Source organism: Arthrobacter sp. TMN-50 (assembly GCF_054511125.1).
Window position 1 is genome coordinate 1 of the sequence record NZ_JBTNDG010000018.1, and the last position, 21,680, is coordinate 21,680.

The 21,680-nt window shown below is 60.8% G+C and carries 23 protein-coding genes, 2 tRNA genes and 1 pseudogene; 15 read left to right on the plus strand and 11 right to left on the minus strand.

Annotated elements, in window-relative coordinates; genetic code table 11:
- Positions 1 to 491 precede the first annotated feature (491 nt).
- The 4 genes from ACX80A_RS14110 to ACX80A_RS14125 all read left to right on the plus strand — a co-directional run bounded on the left by ACX80A_RS14110 (position 492) and on the right by ACX80A_RS14125 (position 4,362).
- Positions 492 to 1,424 (plus strand): tyrosine-type recombinase/integrase, encoded by a 933-nt coding sequence (locus ACX80A_RS14110; RefSeq protein ID WP_459260429.1) that lies wholly within the window; start codon positions 492 to 494, stop codon positions 1,422 to 1,424.
- A gap of 342 nt (positions 1,425 to 1,766) precedes the next feature.
- The gene (locus tag ACX80A_RS14115; RefSeq protein WP_459260394.1) at positions 1,767 to 2,600 is read left to right on the plus strand and encodes a hypothetical protein; all 834 of its coding nucleotides are present in this window, start codon (positions 1,767 to 1,769) and stop codon (positions 2,598 to 2,600) included.
- 11 nt (positions 2,601 to 2,611) lie between these two features.
- A complete protein-coding gene (locus tag ACX80A_RS14120) occupies positions 2,612 to 3,319 on the plus strand; it encodes an endonuclease/exonuclease/phosphatase family protein (protein WP_459260395.1) in 708 nt (235 codons plus the stop codon).
- A 422-nt stretch (positions 3,320 to 3,741) separates the two neighbouring features.
- Positions 3,742 to 4,362, plus strand: coding sequence for a hypothetical protein (locus tag ACX80A_RS14125; protein WP_459260396.1), 621 nt, complete (start codon positions 3,742 to 3,744; stop codon positions 4,360 to 4,362).
- Here the strand turns inward: ACX80A_RS14125 and ACX80A_RS14130 are convergent.
- The gene (locus ACX80A_RS14130) at positions 4,332 to 4,604 is read right to left on the minus strand and encodes a hypothetical protein (RefSeq protein WP_459260397.1); all 273 of its coding nucleotides are present in this window, start codon (positions 4,602 to 4,604) and stop codon (positions 4,332 to 4,334) included. The genes ACX80A_RS14125 and ACX80A_RS14130 overlap by 31 nt on opposite strands.
- Positions 4,605 to 4,960: 356 nt before the next feature.
- On the opposite strand from ACX80A_RS14130, the gene ACX80A_RS14135 reads away from it, so the two are divergent.
- The 4 genes from ACX80A_RS14135 (at position 4,961) to ACX80A_RS14150 (ending at position 8,609) form a co-directional block, all read left to right on the plus strand.
- Positions 4,961 to 5,650: a DUF6994 family protein gene (locus ACX80A_RS14135; protein ID WP_459260398.1), complete on the plus strand. Its 690-nt coding sequence runs from the start codon at positions 4,961 to 4,963 to the stop codon at positions 5,648 to 5,650.
- An 87-nt stretch (positions 5,651 to 5,737) separates the two neighbouring features.
- The gene (locus tag ACX80A_RS14140; protein WP_459260400.1) at positions 5,738 to 6,418 is read left to right on the plus strand and encodes a hypothetical protein; all 681 of its coding nucleotides are present in this window, start codon (positions 5,738 to 5,740) and stop codon (positions 6,416 to 6,418) included.
- Positions 6,415 to 7,131 (plus strand): hypothetical protein, encoded by a 717-nt coding sequence (locus tag ACX80A_RS14145; RefSeq protein WP_459260401.1) that lies wholly within the window; start codon positions 6,415 to 6,417, stop codon positions 7,129 to 7,131. The genes ACX80A_RS14140 and ACX80A_RS14145 overlap by 4 nt, the downstream gene beginning before the upstream one ends.
- A 33-nt stretch (positions 7,132 to 7,164) precedes the next feature.
- Positions 7,165 to 8,609, plus strand: a protein-coding gene (locus tag ACX80A_RS14150; protein WP_459260402.1) for an IS3 family transposase whose coding sequence is annotated in 2 segments (ribosomal slippage) — positions 7,165 to 7,552 and positions 7,552 to 8,609 — 1,446 coding nt in all. Because the reading frame shifts where the segments join, the coding sequence is not laid out codon by codon here.
- A gap of 144 nt (positions 8,610 to 8,753) precedes the next feature.
- On the opposite strand, the gene ACX80A_RS14155 is transcribed toward ACX80A_RS14150, so the two are convergent.
- A tRNA-Phe gene (locus ACX80A_RS14155) sits at positions 8,754 to 8,827 on the minus strand.
- Between the two features lie 63 nt (positions 8,828 to 8,890).
- On the opposite strand from ACX80A_RS14155, the gene ACX80A_RS14160 reads away from it, so the two are divergent.
- Positions 8,891 to 9,526 (plus strand): pentapeptide repeat-containing protein, encoded by a 636-nt coding sequence (locus ACX80A_RS14160; RefSeq protein WP_459260404.1) that lies wholly within the window; start codon positions 8,891 to 8,893, stop codon positions 9,524 to 9,526.
- Here ACX80A_RS14160 and ACX80A_RS14165 read toward each other — a convergent pair.
- Positions 9,518 to 9,591, minus strand: a tRNA-Pro gene (locus ACX80A_RS14165). The two genes, ACX80A_RS14160 and ACX80A_RS14165, sit on opposite strands and share 9 nt — an antisense overlap.
- A gap of 591 nt (positions 9,592 to 10,182) precedes the next feature.
- On the opposite strand from ACX80A_RS14165, the pseudogene ACX80A_RS14170 reads away from it, so the two are divergent.
- Positions 10,183 to 11,576: pseudogene (locus tag ACX80A_RS14170) on the plus strand (IS1380 family transposase).
- A 518-nt stretch (positions 11,577 to 12,094) separates the two neighbouring features.
- Here ACX80A_RS14170 and ACX80A_RS14175 read toward each other — a convergent pair.
- Positions 12,095 to 12,664 (minus strand): hypothetical protein, encoded by a 570-nt coding sequence (locus ACX80A_RS14175; RefSeq protein ID WP_459260405.1) that lies wholly within the window; start codon positions 12,662 to 12,664, stop codon positions 12,095 to 12,097.
- A 786-nt stretch (positions 12,665 to 13,450) separates the two neighbouring features.
- Here ACX80A_RS14175 and ACX80A_RS14180 point away from each other — a divergent pair.
- Complete coding sequence (locus ACX80A_RS14180) at positions 13,451 to 13,669, plus strand: hypothetical protein (RefSeq protein WP_459260406.1); 219 nt, start codon at positions 13,451 to 13,453, stop codon at positions 13,667 to 13,669.
- A gap of 44 nt (positions 13,670 to 13,713) precedes the next feature.
- On the opposite strand, the gene ACX80A_RS14185 is transcribed toward ACX80A_RS14180, so the two are convergent.
- On the minus strand, positions 13,714 to 14,445 hold the full coding sequence (locus tag ACX80A_RS14185; RefSeq protein WP_459260407.1) for an Ltp family lipoprotein: 732 nt from the start codon (positions 14,443 to 14,445) through the stop codon (positions 13,714 to 13,716).
- 195 nt (positions 14,446 to 14,640) lie between these two features.
- Here ACX80A_RS14185 and ACX80A_RS14190 point away from each other — a divergent pair, with 195 nt between their 5' ends.
- The 3 genes from ACX80A_RS14190 to ACX80A_RS14200 are packed head-to-tail and all read left to right on the plus strand — an operon-like array spanning position 14,641 to position 15,910.
- Positions 14,641 to 14,955 (plus strand): hypothetical protein, encoded by a 315-nt coding sequence (locus tag ACX80A_RS14190; RefSeq protein ID WP_459260408.1) that lies wholly within the window; start codon positions 14,641 to 14,643, stop codon positions 14,953 to 14,955.
- Positions 14,952 to 15,479, plus strand: a complete 528-nt coding sequence (locus ACX80A_RS14195; protein WP_459260410.1) for a hypothetical protein — start codon at positions 14,952 to 14,954, stop codon at positions 15,477 to 15,479. The genes ACX80A_RS14190 and ACX80A_RS14195 overlap by 4 nt, the downstream gene beginning before the upstream one ends.
- On the plus strand, positions 15,476 to 15,910 hold the full coding sequence (locus ACX80A_RS14200) for a hypothetical protein (RefSeq protein ID WP_459260412.1): 435 nt from the start codon (positions 15,476 to 15,478) through the stop codon (positions 15,908 to 15,910). The genes ACX80A_RS14195 and ACX80A_RS14200 overlap by 4 nt, the downstream gene beginning before the upstream one ends.
- Positions 15,911 to 16,217: 307 nt before the next feature.
- Here ACX80A_RS14200 and arfB read toward each other — a convergent pair whose 3' ends face one another.
- From arfB to ACX80A_RS14225, 5 genes are all read right to left on the minus strand, one after another.
- Positions 16,218 to 16,640: an alternative ribosome rescue aminoacyl-tRNA hydrolase ArfB gene (arfB, locus tag ACX80A_RS14205; RefSeq protein WP_459260413.1), complete on the minus strand. Its 423-nt coding sequence runs from the start codon at positions 16,638 to 16,640 to the stop codon at positions 16,218 to 16,220.
- Between the two features lie 61 nt (positions 16,641 to 16,701).
- A complete protein-coding gene (locus ACX80A_RS14210) occupies positions 16,702 to 17,469 on the minus strand; it encodes an SCO1664 family protein (protein ID WP_459260414.1) in 768 nt (255 codons plus the stop codon).
- Positions 17,469 to 18,032: a DUF3090 domain-containing protein gene (locus tag ACX80A_RS14215; protein ID WP_459260416.1), complete on the minus strand. Its 564-nt coding sequence runs from the start codon at positions 18,030 to 18,032 to the stop codon at positions 17,469 to 17,471. Before ACX80A_RS14215 ends, ACX80A_RS14210 begins: the two co-directional genes overlap by 1 nt.
- 18 nt (positions 18,033 to 18,050) lie before the next feature.
- Positions 18,051 to 18,755 (minus strand): MSMEG_4193 family putative phosphomutase, encoded by a 705-nt coding sequence (locus ACX80A_RS14220; protein ID WP_459260417.1) that lies wholly within the window; start codon positions 18,753 to 18,755, stop codon positions 18,051 to 18,053.
- Positions 18,756 to 18,827: 72 nt separating this feature from the next.
- Positions 18,828 to 19,889 (minus strand): hypothetical protein, encoded by a 1,062-nt coding sequence (locus ACX80A_RS14225; protein ID WP_459260418.1) that lies wholly within the window; start codon positions 19,887 to 19,889, stop codon positions 18,828 to 18,830.
- Between the two features lie 237 nt (positions 19,890 to 20,126).
- On the opposite strand from ACX80A_RS14225, the gene ACX80A_RS14230 reads away from it, so the two are divergent.
- The gene (locus ACX80A_RS14230) at positions 20,127 to 20,429 is read left to right on the plus strand and encodes a DUF4193 domain-containing protein (protein ID WP_459260419.1); all 303 of its coding nucleotides are present in this window, start codon (positions 20,127 to 20,129) and stop codon (positions 20,427 to 20,429) included.
- An 18-nt stretch (positions 20,430 to 20,447) separates the two neighbouring features.
- On the opposite strand, the gene ACX80A_RS14235 is transcribed toward ACX80A_RS14230, so the two are convergent.
- A complete protein-coding gene (locus ACX80A_RS14235) occupies positions 20,448 to 21,680 on the minus strand; it encodes a kynureninase (protein ID WP_459260420.1) in 1,233 nt (410 codons plus the stop codon).

The window sequence follows — 21,680 nt, forward strand, 5'->3', positions numbered from 1 at the left end:
GAGTGTGGTCAGGAGAGTGTTCAATTCGGGGTTCACATACTGGGTTTAACACTCTCCACCTGACTTTAAAAGCCTCCACACCGTCACCGGCAATAGGAATTACTCATCTAGAGGCTCATGGCCTCGATACGACGAAAGCCCTGGAGAGCACTCGGGTGCACCTGGCGGGCGCCTATACGGTCTGCAAGATGGTGGAAGACCACATCGAGCTGCGGACGAATGCGAATGGCTACACAATTCTGCGGTACAGGGGGCAGCTGACTAACCACCTCGCTCCGACCATCGGTCGCATGAATGTGGCGGAAGTCGACTATCGCGACGTGGTCGGCTGGGTTAAGGCGATGGCCGACGCGGGGTCCGCTCCCAAGACCATCGCAAACGTTCACGGGCTTCTTTCGGCTGCCTTCAAGACAGCTGTCCGTGACAGGAAACGAATTGATAACCCGTGCGCGGGCGTGTCGCTTCCACGGAGCTCAGCAACAGAGGACGCAATGTCGTTCCTCACCAACGACGAATGGTCGCTGCTTCAGGAGCATATCCCCGAGTATCACCGACTCCTCTTCGCCTTCCTGGCGGTCACCGGTGCTCGATTCTCGGAGGCGACAGCGCTCTACGGGAGAGACTTCACATCCGACCGAACGGGACAGGTCACGGTGCGGATAGCACGTGCTTGGACTCGGACCGAGACGAACCAGCCCGTGGTTGGTCCACCGAAGACACGTAAGTCCCGGCGGACCGTGACGGTGGAGGAAGGCACCGCAGCGTCCATGGCCGAATTGATACGGGTATCTCGAGAGACCGGTAGGCATCTGTTTCTTAGCCCAGCAGGCCTTCCCGTGGACCATCGTCGAGCTTGGGAGGTCTGGGACGAGGCAGTGAAGTCCGCTCGAGCGTCGGGCTTGGACAAGAAGCCTCGCATTCACGATCTTCGACATTCCAACGCGTCGTGGCTTCTCCAAGCAGGATTGGATATACAAGCTACAGCTTCATCTGGGCCACGAGTCGATTACGACAACCATAGACCGGTACTCACATCTGTTGCCCGAAGGGGTATCCGAAATGGCTGCAGTGATGAACCGTGCTTTCGTCTGATCGCTGTTCCAAGCCCGAGTGAAATCCACAGCGCATACCCGACCGTCGTGCGTCTCAACGGCATCGGTGTGAGCGTTGCCAGGATTGGCTTAACAATCCGTCTTTTGCCGAGTTCCTTGCGCGACTGTACGAAGCCACCTGCACGCTCCGTTTCTGGGCGAAACAACGAGTTCGGTTCGCCCAGAAAGAACAACAAAATGCCATTGCGCTCGATCTACGGGTGTGAATCCGTCCAGAGCCATGTCACTTCAACTGTTCATGTTGAGCCTGACGCCGACCCTCTATCGCTGGGTTCCGGGTTCAAGTCCCGGGGGGGGGGGTGCACCAATTAAATGACCGTCTGACTAGGCATAATGCTAAGTCAGACGGTTTTTTAGTGCCACCGACGAAAGTGAATCGCAGGTGGCCCGCGAACTATTGGACCAACGGCCTTGTTGACGTTGCGGGTGTGACCACCAAACGCTCCGCTCCACCTAATTGGGCCAAGGCCAACACTCTGACTAGGAGCGTACCGAGAACAACAACGGAGTTTTCAGATAGTCCGGCTAGTTAGCCAGAGGCTGCCGCCCCAGTTTGAGCGTCCCGCGCCGCACATGCCGTGCAAGGTGCGCATTGAGGTGCCGTCGAAGCAGTAGGCTCACACTCAATCACCATTTGAACTCGGGGGAAACCACATGCCGGTACATCTTGAGGAACTCGCACTGAGCATTGCCCGCTGCCCGGAAGTACCACTGGCCGCGGCGGACCCAACGCACCCGTGCCACAAGGTGGTGCACTCCCAGGATCAGTACGAGGGACCGTTTCAGGTTCCCGAGGCGTGGGCAGGCAAGCTTGAGACCGCCAAGGTGGTCTTCTTGTCGTCGAATCCAGCTATTAGCGCTGGGGCGGCGGACAAGCACCTGGCGGAAAAGTATCCGAACGCGGAATGGGAAGATCCGGTTATCGCCGACTTCATGCTGAACCGCTTCGACAGCGAGCACGACTGGGTGAACCAGGAGCTTAGGCATCTGAAAGTCGACGGTGTCTCCCGGGGTCGCCCAGAAGGCTACTGGAAATGGGTCAGGGCCCAGACTGAAGCGCTAGTCGGGCTCGGCCGGCCCTGGTACGAGAACGTGGCCATGACCGAGATCGTCCACTGCAAGTCCGGCAGCGAGGACGGCGTCAAGGAGGCTGCCGACCGTTGCAGCTCCATGCACATGGACCGGGTTCTCTCGGCGACGCCGGCGAACCTGATCATCGTGGTCGGCCGCCAGGCGCGGGACCGCTTACTGCGGGCCTACCCTGAGGTCGCGAACCGCTACCCGCGCTTCGGACGGGATGATAAGGCGACCGGCCGAGTGGACCCGGCACAGAGTATTCTCGAGATGAACCTCGGCGGCCGGCCGCGAACGGTCTGCTACCTCTGGCACAACAGCGCCCACCACCCAAAGGTAAAGGAACTGGCCGCCATGTACCCGGAGCACTTCCACCGCCTTCAGGCCGCTGCCCTCGGCCCCGCTGTAGCCTGACGATGCGGATCGTGTCGTGGAACTGTGCCATGGGCTTCACCAAGAAACAGCATCTGATCGAGGCGTTGCAGCCCGACATAGCCGTCTTGGCGGAAGTTTCGCTGAAGGCCATGACAGACTCTGACGCGCCGTTCAAGACGTGGGTGGGGTCGAACCCGAACAAGGGCCTGGGCGTTCTCGGCTTCACCGACCGCACCTACTTCGAGTACGAAGCTGGGCAGCTCCTGCCATGGCATATCCCGTTCAGCGTGGACGGCATGAACATCATCGCCCTGTGGGCACACGTCCGCACCCGGGACCTCCGCTATGTGCGGGTAACCCACGAAATCGTCAACCGCCAGGCCGAGTTCCTGCGGCACCCGCGGTCCCTGCTCATCGGTGACTTCAACAGCAGCACGCTCTGGGACAAGTTGCACCCGGGACGGAACCATTCAATACTGGTCAACAAGCTCGAGCAGCTGGGACTTCACAGCGTTTACCACCGCCAGGAAAACGCGGCGCAGGGTAGCGAGCTGCACCCGACGTTCTTCGGCAACCGCAACCCCAAGAAGCCGCACCACATCGACTATGCCTTCCTCAGCGCTGATACGTCGGCGAATTTGGAGATCGGCCGGCTCGAGGCCTGGCTCGCCCACAGCGACCACATGCCGCTCATCCTCGACGTGGACCGGTCTTCTTCTTTGCTGACACAGGCGTTCCGCCGGGGCCTGTCGGGTTGACCTGGTTCATCTGCCTGCCTGAAAAGCGTCATGCTACCTAGCCGGCTAGCCGCACGATAATAGACGGGACCGTCGTCGGCGGCTGATTATCAATGGCACCTTCAGCGCCACGGCCTCGCAGAAAGTCATCCAGAACCAGTAAGGAGAGTATGACCTACGAAATAAGGCGCCTCAGGGCGTACGACCGCAACGCGTTAACTGGGCGGGCGGCGCCAAGGATCCTCGAACCGACACCGTTTTGCTGGATGTGCCCCAGGACTACCGGCAAGAGCACCAGAGAGCACGTGTTCGCCCGCACCTTGCTGGAGGAATTTCCCCCGGAACAGAAGCGGTTCTCGCCAGCCAGGTTAAACTCCGCGCTCTATGGGCCTAACCCTCTTGGCATGACCAACAGACGTGGCCCAATGCCTGGATCCGCTCTCGTGGCCGGGGAAGTCTGCGCCAAGTGCAACAATTTCTGGATGTCTGACCTGGAAAAGACCACGAAGCCGCTCTTAATCGCACCTACCGACCGGATGCTGAGCGACGAGGAGGCCAAGAGGCTGGCCCAGTGGTTCATCAAAACAGCGATCGTCATCAACGTCTCGCATCCCTACCGTCTTTTATGGCCGGCCGGCCGCCGACACGACGTGGCCGAACAGCGGATGCCTAACGTGGCCGTCTGGCTGTTCCGAGTGCCGGAGCCTGATTTGAACTGGATCCAAGGTCGGCCGGGTGTACCCACTTTGCTATCGAACCCGGACCAAAGGGTCAGGACGGAGACCGCTAGTTTCCTTAGCGGCGTCATCCATAGTTGCTCGATCCAGGTGGGCACCCTGGTCGGAGACGTCCTCGCCTACCCGGCTGACATCGCTTCGAGCGACTTCGAACACGCCGGCACGTTGCTTTGGAAGGACAACCAACCAGGGAACGTTGACTTGTCAAAGCTGGCAACGGGGAAAGACATGTGGGACCACGGCGCCCACATCGATCTGAAGACATCAGCCTTCTGGTCAGGTGGCATTCCTGCTGGCTACTCCGCCGAGCGGCTGGCACCTTCCTGACGCATCGGCTCTCCGCCGCACACAGAACGGGTATTCCGACACCTAAAGGAATCCCCGTTGGCATCGAAGGCAACATCGAAGCCACCGTTGTCAGCCAACCAACCGCTGACCGCAGTGTCCCTGTCAGGGACATCGACGCCGAGATCTCGGGGTCCGGCATTGACCAGGTGCGGGCGGCTCCATGCGCTCATTGATGAGAAGGCAGTCCGGAAGGGCAACGCGATCACAGGCGTTCCGTTCATGCTGCTGCCTTTGCGGCGCGAGGTGAAAAACTGGCTGGCGGCGGCGCCGATCTTACACTTCTCACAGTTGCTCAGCATGAACGAACTTCTCGATGAAAGTGAGCCCAGTGAACGGGGGCTTCGCTGAGGAACATGCTGAGGTGTTTACGCGCTTCCTACCAACCCGTTGTCCGGGATGTCGGTGAGGATGGAGTCGCCTGTTGGCGCACCGTAAGTCCGCTGCGGCTTGCGGCCAGTGTGCCCTCCCCTAGTAGCCTGTCGCGTAGACCTCCCCCAAAGTCCTGTTCTGAAGGTACGCTGACGAGCAGTGGAATCCACACGTCGGATTTAAAACGGGGCTCCAGGGGGCAGCAAAAATGACCGAAGGCATTGACCCAAGTTTCAATTTCAACTCAGACTCGGATGGCAAGGACCCTGACAAGTACAGTCCGACGCTGCGCCGATACCACCAGCTGCTCTGGAGCAAAGAGTTACCCACCGGAGGGCGCTTTGACCTTGCGCCGGAACCTCGCAGGTACCTCGTGCACCGATCTTCCCGGGGCGTCTTTTCTCTCTCCAGTGACGCCTTCACCACCAGGCTGGGAAAACGGGCGGGGCGCGTCATACGCGAGATCCCTGATGATGAGCTGCCGAAATGGCCCGGCTACACAGTCGGCAGTGCCATCGTCTTTCCGGCCAACACGGTAGACGGAAAACAGACCATTAATGGTGCACGCGGGTTTCTCGCCAATATCGCCGACCGCCCCGACCTGACCTTGGAATGCATCCGCCGCCACTATCTCGGAGTGCAGCGGAACCCGCTGGCAGAGGTCCTGCTCAGGTATAAGGATTTTTTCGACCTGTTCGGGGACTTCCACGGGTACGTCAATTTTTTCCTGCTGCAGGACCTCTTAGAGGATCACGGCCAGGCCATCCGGTTCTTCCACCCGTTCGCTGATTTCAGGACGCCGGCCGTACCAAAAAGCAAACCTGACTACCTTAGGTATCTGCAGGCCAGCAACGATTTCATCCGGGCACGGAACCGCAGGATCGCCGAAGCGCTGTAGGGACTGTCACTGGCCGCTTCCGTTACGGAAGCAGACCCTCCAGAAAATGTGGTGCCAGAGAGCTCTCAGATGAAGGAGAACCCTGTAATGGCGCGTGACATCGGCGCTCAGATGATGCTGGCCGAGTGGCTCTTCGTGGAGACAGTCTCCGACGTGCGGCGCCGGAGCGAGGACCCCGGCAGCAGGAGCCGCTACGAGCTGCTTGGAATCGCGCCATTGCTCCGCAAGCTGCTCCTGGACGGGTCCGCCTTGGTCGATACCGTGCGCGCCGCCCGGCAGGAGGTTCCGATCGAGTTCCGGATCAATCCTTGGTCGGCACCCGACAAGCGAGCTGATGACCTCCCCTATGCCATTCGGCTGGGTGATTCCAGACTAGCTGGTGGTCCCGATGGGCTGGCGTTGTCATCAGTTGAAGACTTCACCTGCACTAGGGTCGGCCTGGTCGACGCGGCGGATCTAACCGTCCGCCAGGTCGTGCGCTATTACGCGCATGTCGAGGGCGGCGTCCACTTCGGGATACCGAAGGAGGATGGACAGCAGACGATGAATGAGATGGCCCCAGTACTATTGGGGAACACCGTCGGCCAGATCGAGATCCTCGGCCATCTCGGCCAGGTGGTCGTTGAGGCCCTGACGCCGCTGTGCGATTCCATCCTCGCGGCGACCACGATTATCCCTGCGATTCACCAGCTCAACAGTTCCGGGTTCTACGACCACCACTGGACCGCGGAGCACTATGCGAAGCGTCGACCGAAGACGCGTACATGACGGGCCTCGCGAAGCGAGCCGAGCGGATCGCCGCGCATCTGGTCGGCTACGAAACGGGTGCCGTGGTCGTCCCCCACGACAGAGACGGTCGGCAAGGGGCCGTAGACTTTCTCCTCGAATGGTCTGACGGGCAGCGGGGCGCTCTGGAGGTCACGCTCGTGACCGAGAGGGCGTCCATCGCCTGGCAAGGCATGGCGATGAAGGAGGGCTGGCGTTGGCCGGCGGAGAGCTCGTGGGAGTTTCGACCTGCCGCTCCAAGCTTTCCGTACAAATACGTGCGGCGAGTCGCATTGCGGGCGGTACAGCTCTGCGACGCCCACGGCGTAGACCGGCCCGAGCATCTGCCCTCGGAGCTCCTGGACACTGAGCTAGATCTGGTGCGGTTCCTCGCCGATGAGATCGGCACCCTCCGACGCACTCCCTTCAGCCCCGGTGTCGTGATCTACCAGGCCACGCGTACAGAGTTCGTCGACAACGCACCCCGCGACTTCGCTCGCGTCGTCGAGACCTGGCATGGAGAAGCGCACATGGCGTCGCACATCGATAAGCTAGCGCGCACAGCGGATGTCTCAGAGCGGCACCTGTTTCTGGTTCCGACAGACGACGTACTGCCCGCCCGATTCTTCACCCATGACTTCGAGCTGCCGACTTCTGCCCCCGCCCCTACGTGTCAGGCTGGAACGGTACCAAGGGTTCATAGCAAGTCCGCTTAATCGTGTGGGGCGAGAACCAGGAATCCAGTGATCATGTCTAGTCCAGTTTTGAGTGCAGTGCGCGAAGATAGTGCTGTGAGTAGTAGTAGTAGTAGTAGTAGTTCCGGGCCTCGGGCCGGGGGGCCACGGCCTCGACGGTCCTTCACCCCGGTCCAGAAGCTCGAGTTTTTGGCCGGTTATGAGAAGGCGTGTGAGAGCGGTGAGGGTGGTGCGTTTCTGCGTCGGGAGGGCCTTTATTCCTCGCAGATCACGGAGTGGCGCCGGCTGCGGGACGCCGGTGTCCTGGCTGGGAAGAAGCCCGGGGAGTCGATCGGGAAACTCTCGGCGGACCAGGCCGAGAACGCGCGTTTGCGCCGCCAGTTAGAGGTGAGTGAGAGCCGGTTGAAGAAGACTGAGGCAGCCCTGGAACTGATGGGAAAACTACAGGCGTTCTTAGAGAACGCCTCACAGGGTATGCCGGACGAGCCCCGGTCCAGGAAACGCTGATGGCCACGTACCGGTCGATGCTGGAACTGAAGATCCCTTCCCGCCGGGCAGCATTCTTGACCGGTGTTTCGCGGACGACCGTGAACCGCAAACCGGCCCCGCCGCGGGACCAGATGGCGGTGGCCCCGCAGAACAAACTCAGCGCCGCTGAGCGCGCCGAGATCCTGGCGGCCCTGAACTCACCGGGGTTCGTGGACTTGGCACCGATGCAGGTCCACACGAAACTGCTGGACCAGGGAATCTACCTGGGGTCCCTGTCGACTTTTTACCGGGTGCTGGAGGAAAACAACCAGGTCAAGGAACGTCGACGGCCGGCCCAACACCCGCCCCGGACAGTACCCGAGCTGGTCGCCACCGCCCCGGGACAGGTGTTCACCTGGGATATTACAAAACTCGCGGGCCCGGTCAAGGGCAAATATTTTGACTGCTACATGATGGTCGATATCTATTCCAGGTTCATCGTCGGCGCGCACGTCCATGCCACCGAATCCGGGGTGCTGGCAGTGGAGATGATGAAGGGAATCTTCGGGATCCACGGCATCCCCCGGGTCGTGCACGCGGACCGGGGAACGTCCATGACGTCCAAAACCGTGGCGGCGCTGCTCTCGGATCTGGAAGTCACCAGGTCCCATTCCAGGCCCCGCGTCAGCAATGACAATCCGTACAGTGAAGCACTGTTCAAGACCCTGAAATACGGTCCGGAATTCCCGGAACGCTTCGCCTCAGTCCATGACGCCGCAGCCTTCATCAATGGTTTCGTGGACTGGTACAACCATCACCACCAGCACTCCGGAATCGGCTTCCACACGCCCGCGAACGTCCACTACGACCACGCCGCCGACGTGGCCGAAACACGCTCAGCCACGCTCGCTGCAGCCCGCGCGAAACACCCAGAACGCTTCAACACCACCACCGATCCCAAAATCCTCGCACTCCCAGGACCAGCGTGGATCAACCAGCCCAAAGAAACCACCGAACACTCAGCCGCCTAACTCCCCTTGGTACCACTCAGCTTGAAAAATTCCGCTGCCCTGAGCTCCGCGCAACTAGTCCGAGTTGCGGTAGATCAAGTTCGATTCCAGTGGTCCAGATATGTTGGAAGAAATCTCAACATATCTCGCATCTCACACTTCGCGTGGCCATCCCCGGGCTCGAACCGGGGGCCTCCCGATTTTCAGCCGGGCGCTCTACCAATCTGAGCTAGGTGGCCTTCTTCCACGGGCCAGCTGACCCTAGTCTATTGTTGAGCCTCCCCGGCGAGTAGCATCAGCAAATGGCTGACTCGAAGAAGAGTGCTGTGGGTGAATCTGATATTTCACGGCCGCCGCGAAAGAATCCACCATGGTGGGTTCGCGATGGGCTGGTTGCACTGACAGTCGGAGGCTTACTGCTGGCGGGCCAGGCATTCATTGACGACCGCCGGACGGATCGTGAGCAGGTTGCTGCAGCGAAACTCTCCAATGAGCTGTCACGGATTGAGGACCTTCGCTTCATCCGGGAGCGGTCAGCGGAATTGCCGCCCCAATCAGAGGGAGCCCTCTTCAACCAGCTTCCGTTCGCTGAGATGGATCTAAGCGGACAGAACCTGTCCAATCTTGATCTACGCGGCGCCGACTTCACCTCTGCAAACCTCACCGACACAAAATTCTTCATGTCAGACCTTCGTGGGGCAATTTTCCGGAACACAGTCCTCACAAAGACGAGCTTTGAAGCAGCGAAATTAGAAGAAGCGACCTTCCATCGCGTTTCCCTCCGAGGCACCAATTTCTCGAACTCAAACGGTGGAATCTTTTCAGACGTCTGCTGGGATGAAAAGGCAATTCTCCCGCCTGGTCAGGGCGCGGATGTCATGGCGGGCCTCCCTTGCCCGCCCGAAACCACGGACGAGGCAGATCAGCCGTCGGGGTGACAGGATTCGAACCTGCGACTTCCTGCTCCCAAAGCAGGCGCTCTACCAAGCTGAGCTACACCCCGTTGCCGGAACTGTCAGGGCCAGATCCAGGAGCTGCATCACGTGCACTAACCATGGTTCTAAACAATAGAATCGAACCGTGCCGTTTAGCTGAACACGCTCGCCGAAGACGCTAACCATCATTTCGCGCGCGCATCCAGTTATGCCCTGCCCAGATAGCACTTGGTAAGAAAAGACCAAGCCCCGGCACCATCGAACCAAAACTGTCCCGCAGGTTCCAAGCGGATTTCACGCTGGAGTGATTAGGTGCCAGCTTTCTCATCGAGGAGCAATTCTTACACCAGACAGACAGAATTTGCACAGGAACTCGAGTGAGCGAATCAGTCAAAATGAACTCTTTACACTGATTGCCTGCGACCAGGACGGCGTAACGCGTGCGTGACAATGCCCGGATGTAGTCTCAGACGTAAGATTTCAGATTCACCAATTGCAGGAATGGCTCGGTCCGAGGTTATTTGCCGTGGGCTTTAACCTTGATCCACCGATGTTGATCGAGGCATCGACGGCGGTTTAAACCGAGAATGCCCGTCTTTTCAGGGAAAATGAAGCTTGTCTAGAGCACATTGATCACCGAAAAGAGAGGCATCTCGTAGATGCAAGTTTCCCATAGATCCGCCGCCGCGTCAGTTGCCTTCGACGAACCGAATCTCGTATCGACCGCCGGGCTGCTGCCGATGATGACGTTGGCCCGGGACGCCGGATTACATGAGCTGAGCGATCGGTGGTTGACGGTGCCTACGGACAAGGGCGCCAACGCCGGGTTGAAGGTCGCCTCGCTGGTGGCCGGTATGGTCGCCGGCGCCGACTCGATCGATGACATGGCACTGCTGCGCCACGGCGGAATGAAACGCATCTTCAACGCCTGCTACGCGCCCTCGACACTGGGCTCGTTCCTGCGCTCGTTCACCTTCGGGCACGTGCGCCAGCTCGACGCTGTCGCCTCCCGCTTCCTTGCCAGTCTGGCGTCCCGGCGCCGGTGCTGGGATCCCCGGGCCCGCAGGACTTCGTGTTCGTCGATGTCGATGACACGATCATCGAGGTCCACGGTTACGCCAAGCAGGGCTCCGGATACGGATACTCCAAGGTCCGGGGGCTCAACGCCCTGCTGGCCACCGCCTCCACGGCCGACACCGCCCCGGTCATCGCCGCCCAGCGGCTGCGCAAAGGGGCATCGAACTCGGCCCGCGGCGCCCGGCGCCTGGTCACGGACGCTCTGGCAACACTGGCACGCATCCACTCCGGCACCCCGGTGCTGTGCCGTTTCGACTCGGCCTACTACGGCCACGCCCCGATCAGCGCCGCCCTGGCCCGCGGAGCCGATGTGTCGGTGACCGTACGCATGGACCCGGCCGTGAATAAGGCCATCGCAGCGATCCCAGAGGATGCTTGGGAGAAAATCAAATACACCAACGCGGTCTTCGACGAGGACACCGGCACCTGGATCTCGGTCGCCGAGGTCGCCGAGGCACCGTTCACCGCGTTCTCCTCACGCAAAAAGGCAGAGCAGGTCACCGGCCGGCTCGTGGTCCGCCGGATCCCGGAGCTGAACCCAAAGGAAACCACCGGTCAGCAGCGACTGCTCGACAAACACCGGCACCACGCGTTCCTCACCACCGTTGACGCCGAAGTCCTGGACACCGTCGCGGCGGATCAAACCCACCGCAAACACGCCATCATCGAACAAGTCAACGCCGACCTGAAAGACAGTGCGTTGGCGCACATGCCCTCCGGTAAATTCGCTGCGAACTCAGCCTGGCTCGTGGCCGCGGTCATGGCTTACAACCTCACACGAACCGCCGGGATCCTCGCCGCCGGACCGTTCGAGAAAGCCCGCACCGGAACGATCTGCCGCAAACTCATCCACATCCCAGCCAGAATCGCCACCAGCGCCCGGAAAACACGCCTGCATCTGCCCCAAGCCTGGCCCTGGAAAGAAACATGGCAAAAACACTTCACCAGCGTCTACGCACCACCCACCACGGCGTAAGAAACGACCACCAGCCGGACAACGGCCCGATCAGGAACACCAGTGGAACAACACCGGCAGCAAGGCCGCACCATCAGCCCTGCCCAAGAACCAGAACTCCATCCCGTCCCAAAAACCAATCACAATCGACAGCCGATCGGTGGATCAAGGTTTAGGCTGCGTGATTACCGTGTCTCGGGTTCAAGCGCTGTCATCACTTACGCCCTTTGGCCTCTCGCTGCCGAACATCGTATTGATGGGATTGCGGACGATTGGAGTGAATTAAGCCTGGATCATTCCTGCAGTCGGCCCATACCACCACTCATTAGATGCGCTGGCGGTAAATCGATGGCGCCTCAAACTTTGACTCACATAGTCATCAGCCCCCTGCAACCGTTCTATTCGACAAAGCGAGTGGACTTACTGGACCTCGCGCTTGAGGTGATACCCGTCCTATGCGTCCCGACTGTTGGCGGCCCACAAAGAAGGGCGCCCCGGTAATCGGAACGCCCTCCTGAGAAGCTGCTGCTAGTTGACCGCTAGGGCCCGCTGGTGCGGAAGAGACTTCCGCCCATCACTTCTTGCAGAGCTACTGCGTCCGCACCAGCCCCACCAGCATTGACCGTCCAGTTCGCCCCAACCAGGACTTCCATCTCCACCAGGTCTCCGAACTGCTTCCACGCATCAACCTGGGCAGAAAGGTCGCTCTCGTTCAGGTAGATGGCAAGCACCGATGCATCGTCGCAGCTCCCCGAACCAATAGCCAAGGTGACATGGTTCCTCTCGACCCAGGCAGGACAGTCCATACCACCAGCAACTGCTGCATCCTTGAGCGCGGCCACACTGCCGTAGGTGCCACCATCGGCCGGCGGTGCCGGTTCAGGCGCCTCTGTTGTGGGCTCGGGCGTTGGCTCCTCTGTGGTGGGTTCAGGGGTTGGCGTCGGCTCTTCTGTCGTGGGCTCGGGAGTGGGAGTGCGCGATGGTTCGGCTGATTCTGGTTCCGTCACGGCATTAATCGCTGCAGCTTCCTGCTCTGCTTCAGCTTGTCCCCCGCAGCCGGTCAGCATCATCGCCAACACGGCCACCCCTAGGAGCGCTTTCTTCCCCATTTTGTTCCTTCCAGCTTTGAGTGAGGATCCTATAGTGCCATCTATTGCACTGTGCTCAACGCCATCCGATGTGTGGCGGCTACGCGGTGAGCTTGGCGACGTCAGCGTCTTCGTTCGGCGTCCAGTACCAGGGTGAATCAGGCAGACGTAGTCGGCCACAATGGAACGTCTGATGGCCCGGATCGATGGTTCGGCGCGGAGATGTTTGAGATAGGTCAAACGGTTTAGGCCCGCGGTGATGCAGGACCGCCGGGCGGAGAAGCCCTGACCGACGAGCCCGTCGACGACTGCTGTTTTCCTTTTTGGGGGCACTTTTGCTGTCGGCGATGAGCTGACGACCCGGGAGCAGCTCGATGCCCTTCCCCTGTTCGCCGTCATCCTCGACACCGGGGAGGTTAGCGCCGACCCTCCTATGGCACCTCATGCCGGCAGAAGCGCGCACCGGGCATCCCCGAGGTGTTCCCCGAAGAGTGGGTGGGCACTAGTGACATCGACGCCGGCTACACGTCGGATGACCTCCTCGCCGAATTCACATCGTTCATCATCTTGTGGCTACCCACACCGGTTGAGGCCCCTGCCGGGAGCGACGCATGAAGCCCGGAACCATCGTCACGGTTGACGAAGCTGGCAGCGCAGAGGTGCATACCTTGCCGCGGTTCTGTGCCTCGCCGTCGGCCTGCAGGCGTCGATCGCCGCGTATGTCACCGCTTTCGTCCAGGCAGACAGGGCGAACAGCAGCTCGATCTAAACCATGCGGACTCAGGTCCACAGAGAAGGAGTAATCCAATGAAGAAGAAAATACAGGCCCGCTGGATCCTCGTCGGGATGGTGAGCCTTACCTCGATCGTGGGCGGCATCTTTCTGCTTGCTGGGAACACCGAAGCAGCAATGAACAGCGCTATCGCGGGGATGGCCTTGTTCGTCATTGCCGTCGTTGAGCTAATACTGCGGGGGTTGAGGAATCCAGTGGCGGATAACCACCACGCAAAAACGGAGGGCCCGTAAGGACCCTCCGTCGAGGTGATGCTGTTGGTCTCTCGGCCGGTCGGCTAAAGCCCGGTTGTGCTGACTCCGTACTCGGCCTGCCCTGGGGTGAAGCCCTCGAAGATCAGCTGGTCGTAAAGTCCAGACCGCGAGAATGCCTGGAACTCAAGGTAGCTTTCGGCCTTCAATGCAGCCTGCTCATTCCAGTCGGCGTCCACGCGCTCAACAGCCCAAGCTGAATCCTCAGCCGAGAACTCCTCGAAGATCAGCTGGTCAACCAGCCCGGTCTGCGAGAAGGCTTGGAACTCCAGGTAGCTCCCTGCTTTGCGGAGTGCATTCTGTTGGCTGATGGTTCCGTTTTCGGCGATCTCCGCGGCTTCTGCTGCGGCCGCTTCCTCAGCCTCCTTCTTCTCAGCTTCCGCCGCGGCAGCCTCCTCCGCTGCCTGAGCTTCCGCCTCAGCCTGAGCAGCTGCTTCGGCCTCCGCTGCTTCCTCGGCTTCTCGCGCCTCTGCTTCGGCGGCCTCTTCGGCTTCAGCCGATGCCTCTGCCTCGGCGGACGCGCTGGCCTCGGCCGCCGAGATGGTTTCCTCGGGTGCCGGCGTGGTCTCAACCGCAGCCTGGGTGGTTTCGGTGTCGCTCGCTGCGACGGACTCGTCATCGCCGCCACCACCGATGGCGCCGATGAAGATGAACAGTGCCAGGACACCTGCCGGAATCAGCACGCGCTTCTTCTTGAACCAGGGACGGGACGGCTTTGTCTCCGTGGATTCGTCGGGCATTGGTTGGTAATCGGTCATTGGTACTCCCCCTATTGGAAAACGAATGGCTGGCCGAGGAATGTCTACCGAGGAAGTCGATCCGCGTCAGAGAGGACCGTTGGATCCCGGTAGGTGGCCAGAAATCCAAACGCTAGCATTCGGTGCCCACAATCTGTGCCACGTTTTGATCACGAGTTGGTGAGAGATACGCCCCCGTCCTCACACATGATGAACATGTCTAATGAATCGACCCCCAAGGGCAAAGAGCTGGCCGCCCCCTCTCCCGACAAGACGGACCCAGCACTGAAGATCCTCCGTACCATGTATGTCCTGACCATCGTGATATTCCTGGTCGCCGGCATGGCCGGTTATTTCCTGCTCTCCGGAAACATGGTTGTCGCCCTTTCGCTTATCTGCTTGAACATTGCGCTGGCATTAGTCTCGGCGGGCTTGGTCTTAGTTTTACTCGCCAGGCGGGTCGTAGAGTGGCGACTCTTTGCCCAGTTGCCAAAGCCCAGCGGACGTCGGGTATCGGAGAAGCGCCCGTGACGACTGAGCGGGAAATGCACGACCACCTGCTCACCCGGTATACGGCCATCGGTGAAGGCACCTTCACTGACCGGTGGGCCCGCGCAGAACATGTCCACTCTGGTCTGAGTTTCACGAACGGCAGCCGTATCGCCGACTTCGTGGCAGCGGACAAGCACAATTCGACCGTCGCCTTGCACGGCCACGAGGTGAAGGTCAGTCGCGCCGATTGGCGCACGGAAATGAAGGACCCCTCCCAGGCCGAGGCCAGCAAGCGGTACATGACGTACTGGTGGCTGGTTGTCCCCGACGCGAGCATCGTGAAGCCGGGCGAGTTCCCGGAGGACTGGGGGGGCGAAAGCTCGATGGGCACAGCAGGTGTCCACATTCGCGGACGACCTCAACACTCGAATAGGTATTGGGGAGATTATCAGCAACGCATTATTGGCCTGCAGCAACTTCCCGCGCGTGCCCTGCGGTTGATTCGATCCTGCGGCATGGCTGATCTCTTCAGAGGATCCAATACAACTAGGGTGAATTCATGATTGCTGCCAGTGTCTTTGGGGCTCCTGAGGCCGCGCCCAGTCCCATCCAAATCGAGCTGGTCGACGGCGGCGCACAATGGTGGGAAATCCTCGCGGCGTTTGGCCCGACGGCCATCGTGTTGGCTGCGCTGATCGCTTACCTCGTTCAGAGAGAGTCTCTTACGCATCAGCGGGAAGCACTAGTCCAGAGAACCAAATCCGACGGCGAGGCGGAATGGTGGAGGCGTGCACAGTGGGCCATTGACGCTGCATTGGACACCCAGGACCCTAAACGCCAGCAGATCGGCCTCGGGATGCTGAACGATGCGGCAAATGAACCAGATGTAGGGCCGGCCGAGCAGCGGATCCTTCGCACCGTGACAGAGATTGTTCTTGCCGAGCCACCTCCAGCCAATCCTGTGCTCCGGCTGGTACGGAAGCTCAGATCGTAGACTCATGCGAGCAGCTCAGCGATAATGGAGGCAGACACGAAGGCGAGTGAGGACCGGATGACGAAGTTTACAGTGAAAAGGAAGCTCAAATCTGGGATTTTCGCTGGACCCAAACGTGGGGCTCCCACCCAGAGCGAGCCTGTTGGGCTAGGAAGCTTAACGTCTCTCACAGACCGGGAGAAGGTTCAGGTGGCGGCTGCACGGCTGCGTGTCACCACGGACAGGAATCTCGGTGAAGAGACCCCCGGTTGGGTGAAGGACCTGGCTGCCATGCGGCCACTTGAGCAGTAATCGGCAATTGGTGCTGCTATTCGGCCGGTGGACGCCGCCGGTTGCGTTTCGTGGCTGAGCGACTCTGCTTGGCGGCGAGATGCCGCCGCAAGGAGCCGCGGGTAGGTCTGGTCGCACGACGTTGAGGGGCAGCGGGGGCCAGCCCGGCGGTCACCAGCCCGGCGAGCTTGCGCAACGCTGTTTCCCGATTGCGTAGCTGCGACCGTTGTTCGGACGCCACGACGGTGACTGTTCCGGCCACAAGACGCTGACCGAGCCGGGTGAGCAGCAGCGTCCGTTGATCGTCGGTGAGCACTGCAGAGTCGACGACGTTCCAGGACAACTCGACCCGACTGTCTGAGGTGTTCACATGTTGCCCGCCCGGGCCTGATGACCTCGAGAATCGCCAGCCGAGTTCGCGCTCAGGGATGATGAGCGCCGGCGACACCTCAAGATCCATGCGACCAGCCTGACACATCCCGCGAATCCCATTGCAATGATTCCGCTAAATCAGCGGCCCCCTAGAACAGGGGCCAGGGCACTGCGGGCATCCCACCGCTTGGAGCGGGAAAGCGCCCGGCGCTGCGCAGCCGGGCGCAGCGTGCGGCGAGCGACGTGATTTCCTCGGCGCTGAGCAGGTCCGCCAGGTAGCGGCCCAGCTCGCCCTGCAGTCCGGCGATGACACGGTCAACGCCGTCGAGTTCGTCGGAGGTCAGCTGATCGCCAAGCCACCCCCACAGGATCGTGCGCAGCTTGGGTTCACTGTGAAAGGTGAGCCCGTGGTCGACACCGTGCCGACGTCCGTCGCCCATGGCAAGAATGTGGTCGCCCTTACGGTCGGCGTTGTTGACGACGACGTCGAACACCGCCATGCGACGCAGCGCCAGCGAATCCTCGTGGATGAGAGTAACCATCCGTTCGTCCTGGTCCTGCCCCTCAAGGACATGTTTCCAGCCGGTCTTGGGTACGTCGTCGGACCCGACCAGGTCCACGGCATTTTGGTTGGGGTCCTGCTCCTGCCAGAGCTGCACCATTCCCTTACCCATCGGACCGTCCCGGAGCCAGGTTTGGGGCACGACGTCCCAGCCGAGGGCCTGCGAAACCAGATAGGCGGCCACCTCGCGGTGCGCCAGAGTGCCGTCGGGGAAGTCCCACAGCGGGTGCTCCCCCGCTATCGGCTTGTAAACGACTACCGCGTCGTCGATGCTGCCCAAAAAGGTGGCGTTTGACGCGGTCGTGATGCGACCGGTGAGCACCAGTTCGGTGGCCACGAGGTCTGGCCCTGGCATCAGGCCTCGGGAGGCGTACAGCTGTGCCCGCCGGGGTCAACGGGGTCACCGCAGAGCGGGCACGTGGGACGGCCTGCACTCACAATTTCACGAGTGCGCTTGGCGAATGCGCGGGCGGTCCCAACCGGCATCCGCACCAGCAGCATTTCGGGGGCTTCCTCAATCCCTTCGAGGGATTCGTCATCGAAACCGCCGTCCTCATTGCCCTCGACCTCCGCGATCGGGTAGGCCTCGATCACAACTTGCACCGTTGTGGGGTCCCACCCCAGGCTCATTGCGCCCGTTCGGAACTGCTCCTCGACGGGTTCGAGCTGGTCATTGTCGACAAGCTCAATGGGAGTGCTCGTGGGAATGCTGAAAGGGTTGCCCTCAAGGGTGATGAGCTGATCGAGAATTTCGTCAATCTTCTCGGCGAGCTGCGCTGACTGCTGCTTCTCCAGGGCGATACTGACGAGCTGGGTTCCCGCGCGCACCTGCAGGTAGAACGTCCGCGCACCAGGAAGACCAATGGTGCCGACGACGACCCGATCAGGCCAGGTAAATTCGTGAACTTTAGTAGGCATGCAACTATTTTAGGCGTATCAGGTTCGTGGCGCCTGTTGCCCTGGCCCGCCACCGACCAGCGCATCGCCGCTGAGCGAACTGCCCGACAACCACGACAGATCCCCCGCGTCGGTGTTGGTGGCGTAGACACTTGGTCGACTGGGGCCGTAGTTCACTATTGACACGGAGGCGGGACCCACATTGATGCGTTGGAACAGGTCAAGGTGCATGCCGAGCGCGTCGGCGAGGATGGACTTGATGATGTCACCGTGACTTACCGCCACCCAGACGGCCCCTGGTCCGTACTCGGCCTCGAAGGCCGCGTCGTGGTGTCGAATTGCTGCGACCGACCGTGCCTGCATCGCGGCCATGGATTCGCCGCCCGGAAAGGTGACCGCAGACGGTTGTGACTGCACCACGGACCACAAAGCCTCGGTTGCAAGGTCGCTGATTGTGCGGCCCTGCCATTGGCCGTAATCGCATTCGGTGAGATTCAGGTCGAGATCAACCGGTGCGAGCGGGACTCCAGACCGGCGATCAATAATGAGCTTGGCGGTCTGCTGGCAGCGCTCCAGGGGGCTCGACACCACTCCGACTACTGGGACATCGGCGAGCCGGTCACCCGTCGAGGTTGCTTGGTCGCGGCCAACCTGGTCCAAACTGACGCCGGCAGCGCGCCCTGCCAGTAGTCCGGCGGCATTTGCTGTGGTGCGGCCGTGCCGCACGAGAATAACTGTAGCCATGAACTCAGCCTAGCCATCCGCTCGAATGCGGAGTAACCGATCCTCAATTCGCCAGTGGAGCGGAGCGGGACCCTAGCTGCCTGCGACCCGGGTGGGCTCCGAAAGGAGGCGGGAATCCTCGTCGGTCTTGACGATCTTCCCTCTCTTTTGGCGCCTAACTAGCCGACGTCTTCTGTCAGTCTCAAGAAACCAGAACGTGGCGAAGAGCCCGATCTCCCACCATTCAATGAAAATCACGGTTCGCCCGGGGGCGAACAGCCACGCAGCGAGTACCGGGATCAAGATACCCACACTCATGAGGACGGCGATGATCAAATAACCCAGCCTTGCAGACTCACGTAGAGCATCGAATCTGAAGAATGGCCAAGTATTTGTAATGACGGCCACGAACAGCGAGGCGATGAGAAATATTGCTGCAAGATCGTGGATCGCGAGGGGAATACCCAAATGAGTGAGCCCAGCCATGGTCACATCACCCGCAGGGAAGTACAACTGCTGGGCAGCCAATGCTAAAAACGCGACCAACACCATGACGGTCGCCACAAGAAAAGACCCAGTGAGGGTGCGCAACCAGGGAGGATCGACGTTGGGCCTGGAGAGTTCATGAAAGTCTCCGGCTTTTAGCCCTATCGCGGCCACCACGACAACTGACATCAAAACACAGGCAAAGGCGACGCGTAAGAAAAAGACATACTCGTCTGCGGATGGAGCCAACCCGTCCGGGGTCTCAGCTGAACGCAGCTTTTCCATCAGCCCGGGAAAATCCGTCGGAATCAGAGCCACGAATATCGCGTAAAAACCAGCCCCATTAAGCGCATGATCCTCGATCAGACCGACCCCTTGATAAGCCACCAAACAAACGGCTATTGCGATAAGCGTTCCGACGAAGACGTCTCGAACCCAGCCCCCGTAGTATGCGCTGATGGAAGCCTCTAAATGGTTCTGCTGCAATGCGACGGCGGCAGTTACCACGAACAAGACCACCGGTAGCAGAATCAGGAGCCATCGGAGGTAGCGATAGGTGATGAGATGGATGACCTTGGGCTCTTCGGGAATTGAACCCAGACCTAGCTGTCCCCGGGCCCCTGAATTCGAAACTGGCTGACCGGTCCCCTGCACTGGCTGATAAGTCACAACGGCCCCCTGCTCAAGTTTGCTGGCTATATATTCCCGCTCTACGAACAATGCGTCAAGGAAATCGAGAGCCCGGAGCGGCGACTCAGCGCGCGGCGGGCCCTCGCCGCCCGTGGGAGGTCCGAGGCCAAGGAACTTAATCCTCCCGCTACACGCTGTTAGCGTAAGTTGGCAAACAATAGCCGGTGCGCCCTGTACTCTGGTTGATCACACAACTGAAGGAGAAGCAACGCCCGCATGGCAACTGACTACGACGAACCCCGCGTCAGGCCTGAAGACCAGCCTGTCAATGAATCGCTTGAGGCGATCCAGGCTCAGCGCAGCGCCACCACCCAGTCCTCCACCATCGACACCGATGAAAGCGACACCGCCGAGGGGTTCGATCTCCCCGGTGCGGTCCTGGAGGAAGAACTCCTGATTTCCGTCATCCCCGAGCGGGAAGACGAATTCACCTGCATGTCCTGCTTCCTGGTCAAGCACCGCACCCAGCTCGCCCGCGAAAAGAACGGCAACAAGTACTGCGCCGAGTGCGAAGGCTAATCTCGATCTGATGACCTGTCAGGGACGGGGCAGGCATTCGGCGATCCGCTCGATGCCGAGGTAGGTTTCCTCGAATGACGTTGACAGCGGCGAGAGTCCCAGCCGGATACCGGCTGGGTTGCGGTAGTCAGGGATGACACCCTTCGTCCACAGTTCCGGTACCAGGTCCCGGAACGCCGGGTGGTCAATTGTAAGGTGTCCGCCGCGCTGCTGCGGATTCCGTGGCGAGGCGACGACGACGCCGGTACCCGCCATCAGCTCCTCGACGCCGTCGACGGCGAAGGAAGTCAGTGCGATGGACTTCGCCCGGATCGCCTGCATCCCCACCTCGCCGAGCAGGCCCAGCATGTCCTGCATCGCCAACATTCCAATGATGGGCGGGGTACCGGAAACGATCCGACGGATACCGGCGGCCGGTTCGAAGTCCGCCCCCATCCCAAACGGATCGGCGCTTCCCAACCAGCCCTGGATAGGTTGCTGGAAATCCTTGAGGTGGCGCTTTGCCACGTAAGCCCAGGCAGGCGCGCCCGGTCCGCCGTTGAGATATTTGTAGCTGCATCCGGTGGCGTAGTCAACGTTCCATTTATCTAGTTCGGCGGGGACCGATCCGACCGAGTGGCTGAGGTCCCACAGGGCCAGGGCGCCGGCGTCGTGCACCACCTCGGTGATGGCGGGGACGTCCGCAAGGTGCCCAGACCGGTATGCCACATGACTGAGCACCACCAGCGCGGTCTGCGTCCCGACGACGGCCGCGACGTCCGCGGCAGTGGCACCGCCGTCATACTGCAGGTCAACCCAGCGCAGCTGGAGACCCCGCTCCGCGGCAATGCCCTCCATGATGAAACGGTCGGTCGGGAAATTGTCCCGGTCAACCACAATTTCGGTGCGGCCGGGTCGGGCGGCCACTGCGGCGCGGGCTAGCTTGTACAGCAGCACGCTCGTCGAGTCAGCCACCGTGCATTGACCTGCCGCAGCGCCGAGCGCTACCCTGCCGATCAGGTTGCCCACCTGTTCGGGCAGTTCCAGCCAGCCCTCATCCCACCCGCGGATGAGCCTGCCAGCCCACTGCTCCCGCACAAAGGATTCCAGGCGTCCGAGGGTGTCGGAGAGGGGCCGGCCCAGGGAGTTGCCGTCCAGGTAGGCGATGATGTCGGGATCGTCGTGACCCTCGAACCGTGACCGGTACCCGGCCAGCGGGTCCTCTGCATCAAGGGCGCGGGCACGGGTCAACAGGGGTGCGTTCTGGCTCAT

What these genes read in the sequence shown, in the direction of transcription:
- ACX80A_RS14190 (WP_459260408.1), top strand. Translation starts at nt 14,641, where the DNA reads ATGTCTAATGAATCGACCCCCAAGGGCAAAGAGCTGGCCGCCCCCTCT.
- ACX80A_RS14210 (WP_459260414.1), bottom strand. Translation starts at nt 17,469, where the DNA reads ATGCCAGGGCCAGACCTCGTGGCCACCGAACTGGTGCTCACCGGTCGC.
- ACX80A_RS14220 (WP_459260417.1), bottom strand. Translation starts at nt 18,755, where the DNA reads ATGGCTACAGTTATTCTCGTGCGGCACGGCCGCACCACAGCAAATGCC.
- ACX80A_RS14110 (WP_459260429.1), top strand. Translation starts at nt 492, where the DNA reads ATGTCGTTCCTCACCAACGACGAATGGTCGCTGCTTCAGGAGCATATC.
- ACX80A_RS14235 (WP_459260420.1), bottom strand. Translation starts at nt 21,680, where the DNA reads ATGAGCCAGAACGCACCCCTGTTGACCCGTGCCCGCGCCCTTGATGCA.
- ACX80A_RS14200 (WP_459260412.1), top strand. Translation starts at nt 15,476, where the DNA reads ATGATTGCTGCCAGTGTCTTTGGGGCTCCTGAGGCCGCGCCCAGTCCC.
- ACX80A_RS14115 (WP_459260394.1), top strand. Translation starts at nt 1,767, where the DNA reads ATGCCGGTACATCTTGAGGAACTCGCACTGAGCATTGCCCGCTGCCCG.
- ACX80A_RS14140 (WP_459260400.1), top strand. Translation starts at nt 5,738, where the DNA reads ATGGCGCGTGACATCGGCGCTCAGATGATGCTGGCCGAGTGGCTCTTC.
- ACX80A_RS14175 (WP_459260405.1), bottom strand. Translation starts at nt 12,664, where the DNA reads ATGGGGAAGAAAGCGCTCCTAGGGGTGGCCGTGTTGGCGATGATGCTG.
- ACX80A_RS14215 (WP_459260416.1), bottom strand. Translation starts at nt 18,032, where the DNA reads ATGCCTACTAAAGTTCACGAATTTACCTGGCCTGATCGGGTCGTCGTC.
- ACX80A_RS14160 (WP_459260404.1), top strand. Translation starts at nt 8,891, where the DNA reads ATGGCTGACTCGAAGAAGAGTGCTGTGGGTGAATCTGATATTTCACGG.
- ACX80A_RS14230 (WP_459260419.1), top strand. Translation starts at nt 20,127, where the DNA reads ATGGCAACTGACTACGACGAACCCCGCGTCAGGCCTGAAGACCAGCCT.
- arfB (WP_459260413.1), bottom strand. Translation starts at nt 16,640, where the DNA reads ATGGATCTTGAGGTGTCGCCGGCGCTCATCATCCCTGAGCGCGAACTC.
- ACX80A_RS14145 (WP_459260401.1), top strand. Translation starts at nt 6,415, where the DNA reads ATGACGGGCCTCGCGAAGCGAGCCGAGCGGATCGCCGCGCATCTGGTC.
- ACX80A_RS14185 (WP_459260407.1), bottom strand. Translation starts at nt 14,445, where the DNA reads ATGACCGATTACCAACCAATGCCCGACGAATCCACGGAGACAAAGCCG.
- ACX80A_RS14135 (WP_459260398.1), top strand. Translation starts at nt 4,961, where the DNA reads ATGACCGAAGGCATTGACCCAAGTTTCAATTTCAACTCAGACTCGGAT.
- ACX80A_RS14130 (WP_459260397.1), bottom strand. Translation starts at nt 4,604, where the DNA reads ATGAACGGAACGCCTGTGATCGCGTTGCCCTTCCGGACTGCCTTCTCA.
- ACX80A_RS14180 (WP_459260406.1), top strand. Translation starts at nt 13,451, where the DNA reads ATGAAGAAGAAAATACAGGCCCGCTGGATCCTCGTCGGGATGGTGAGC.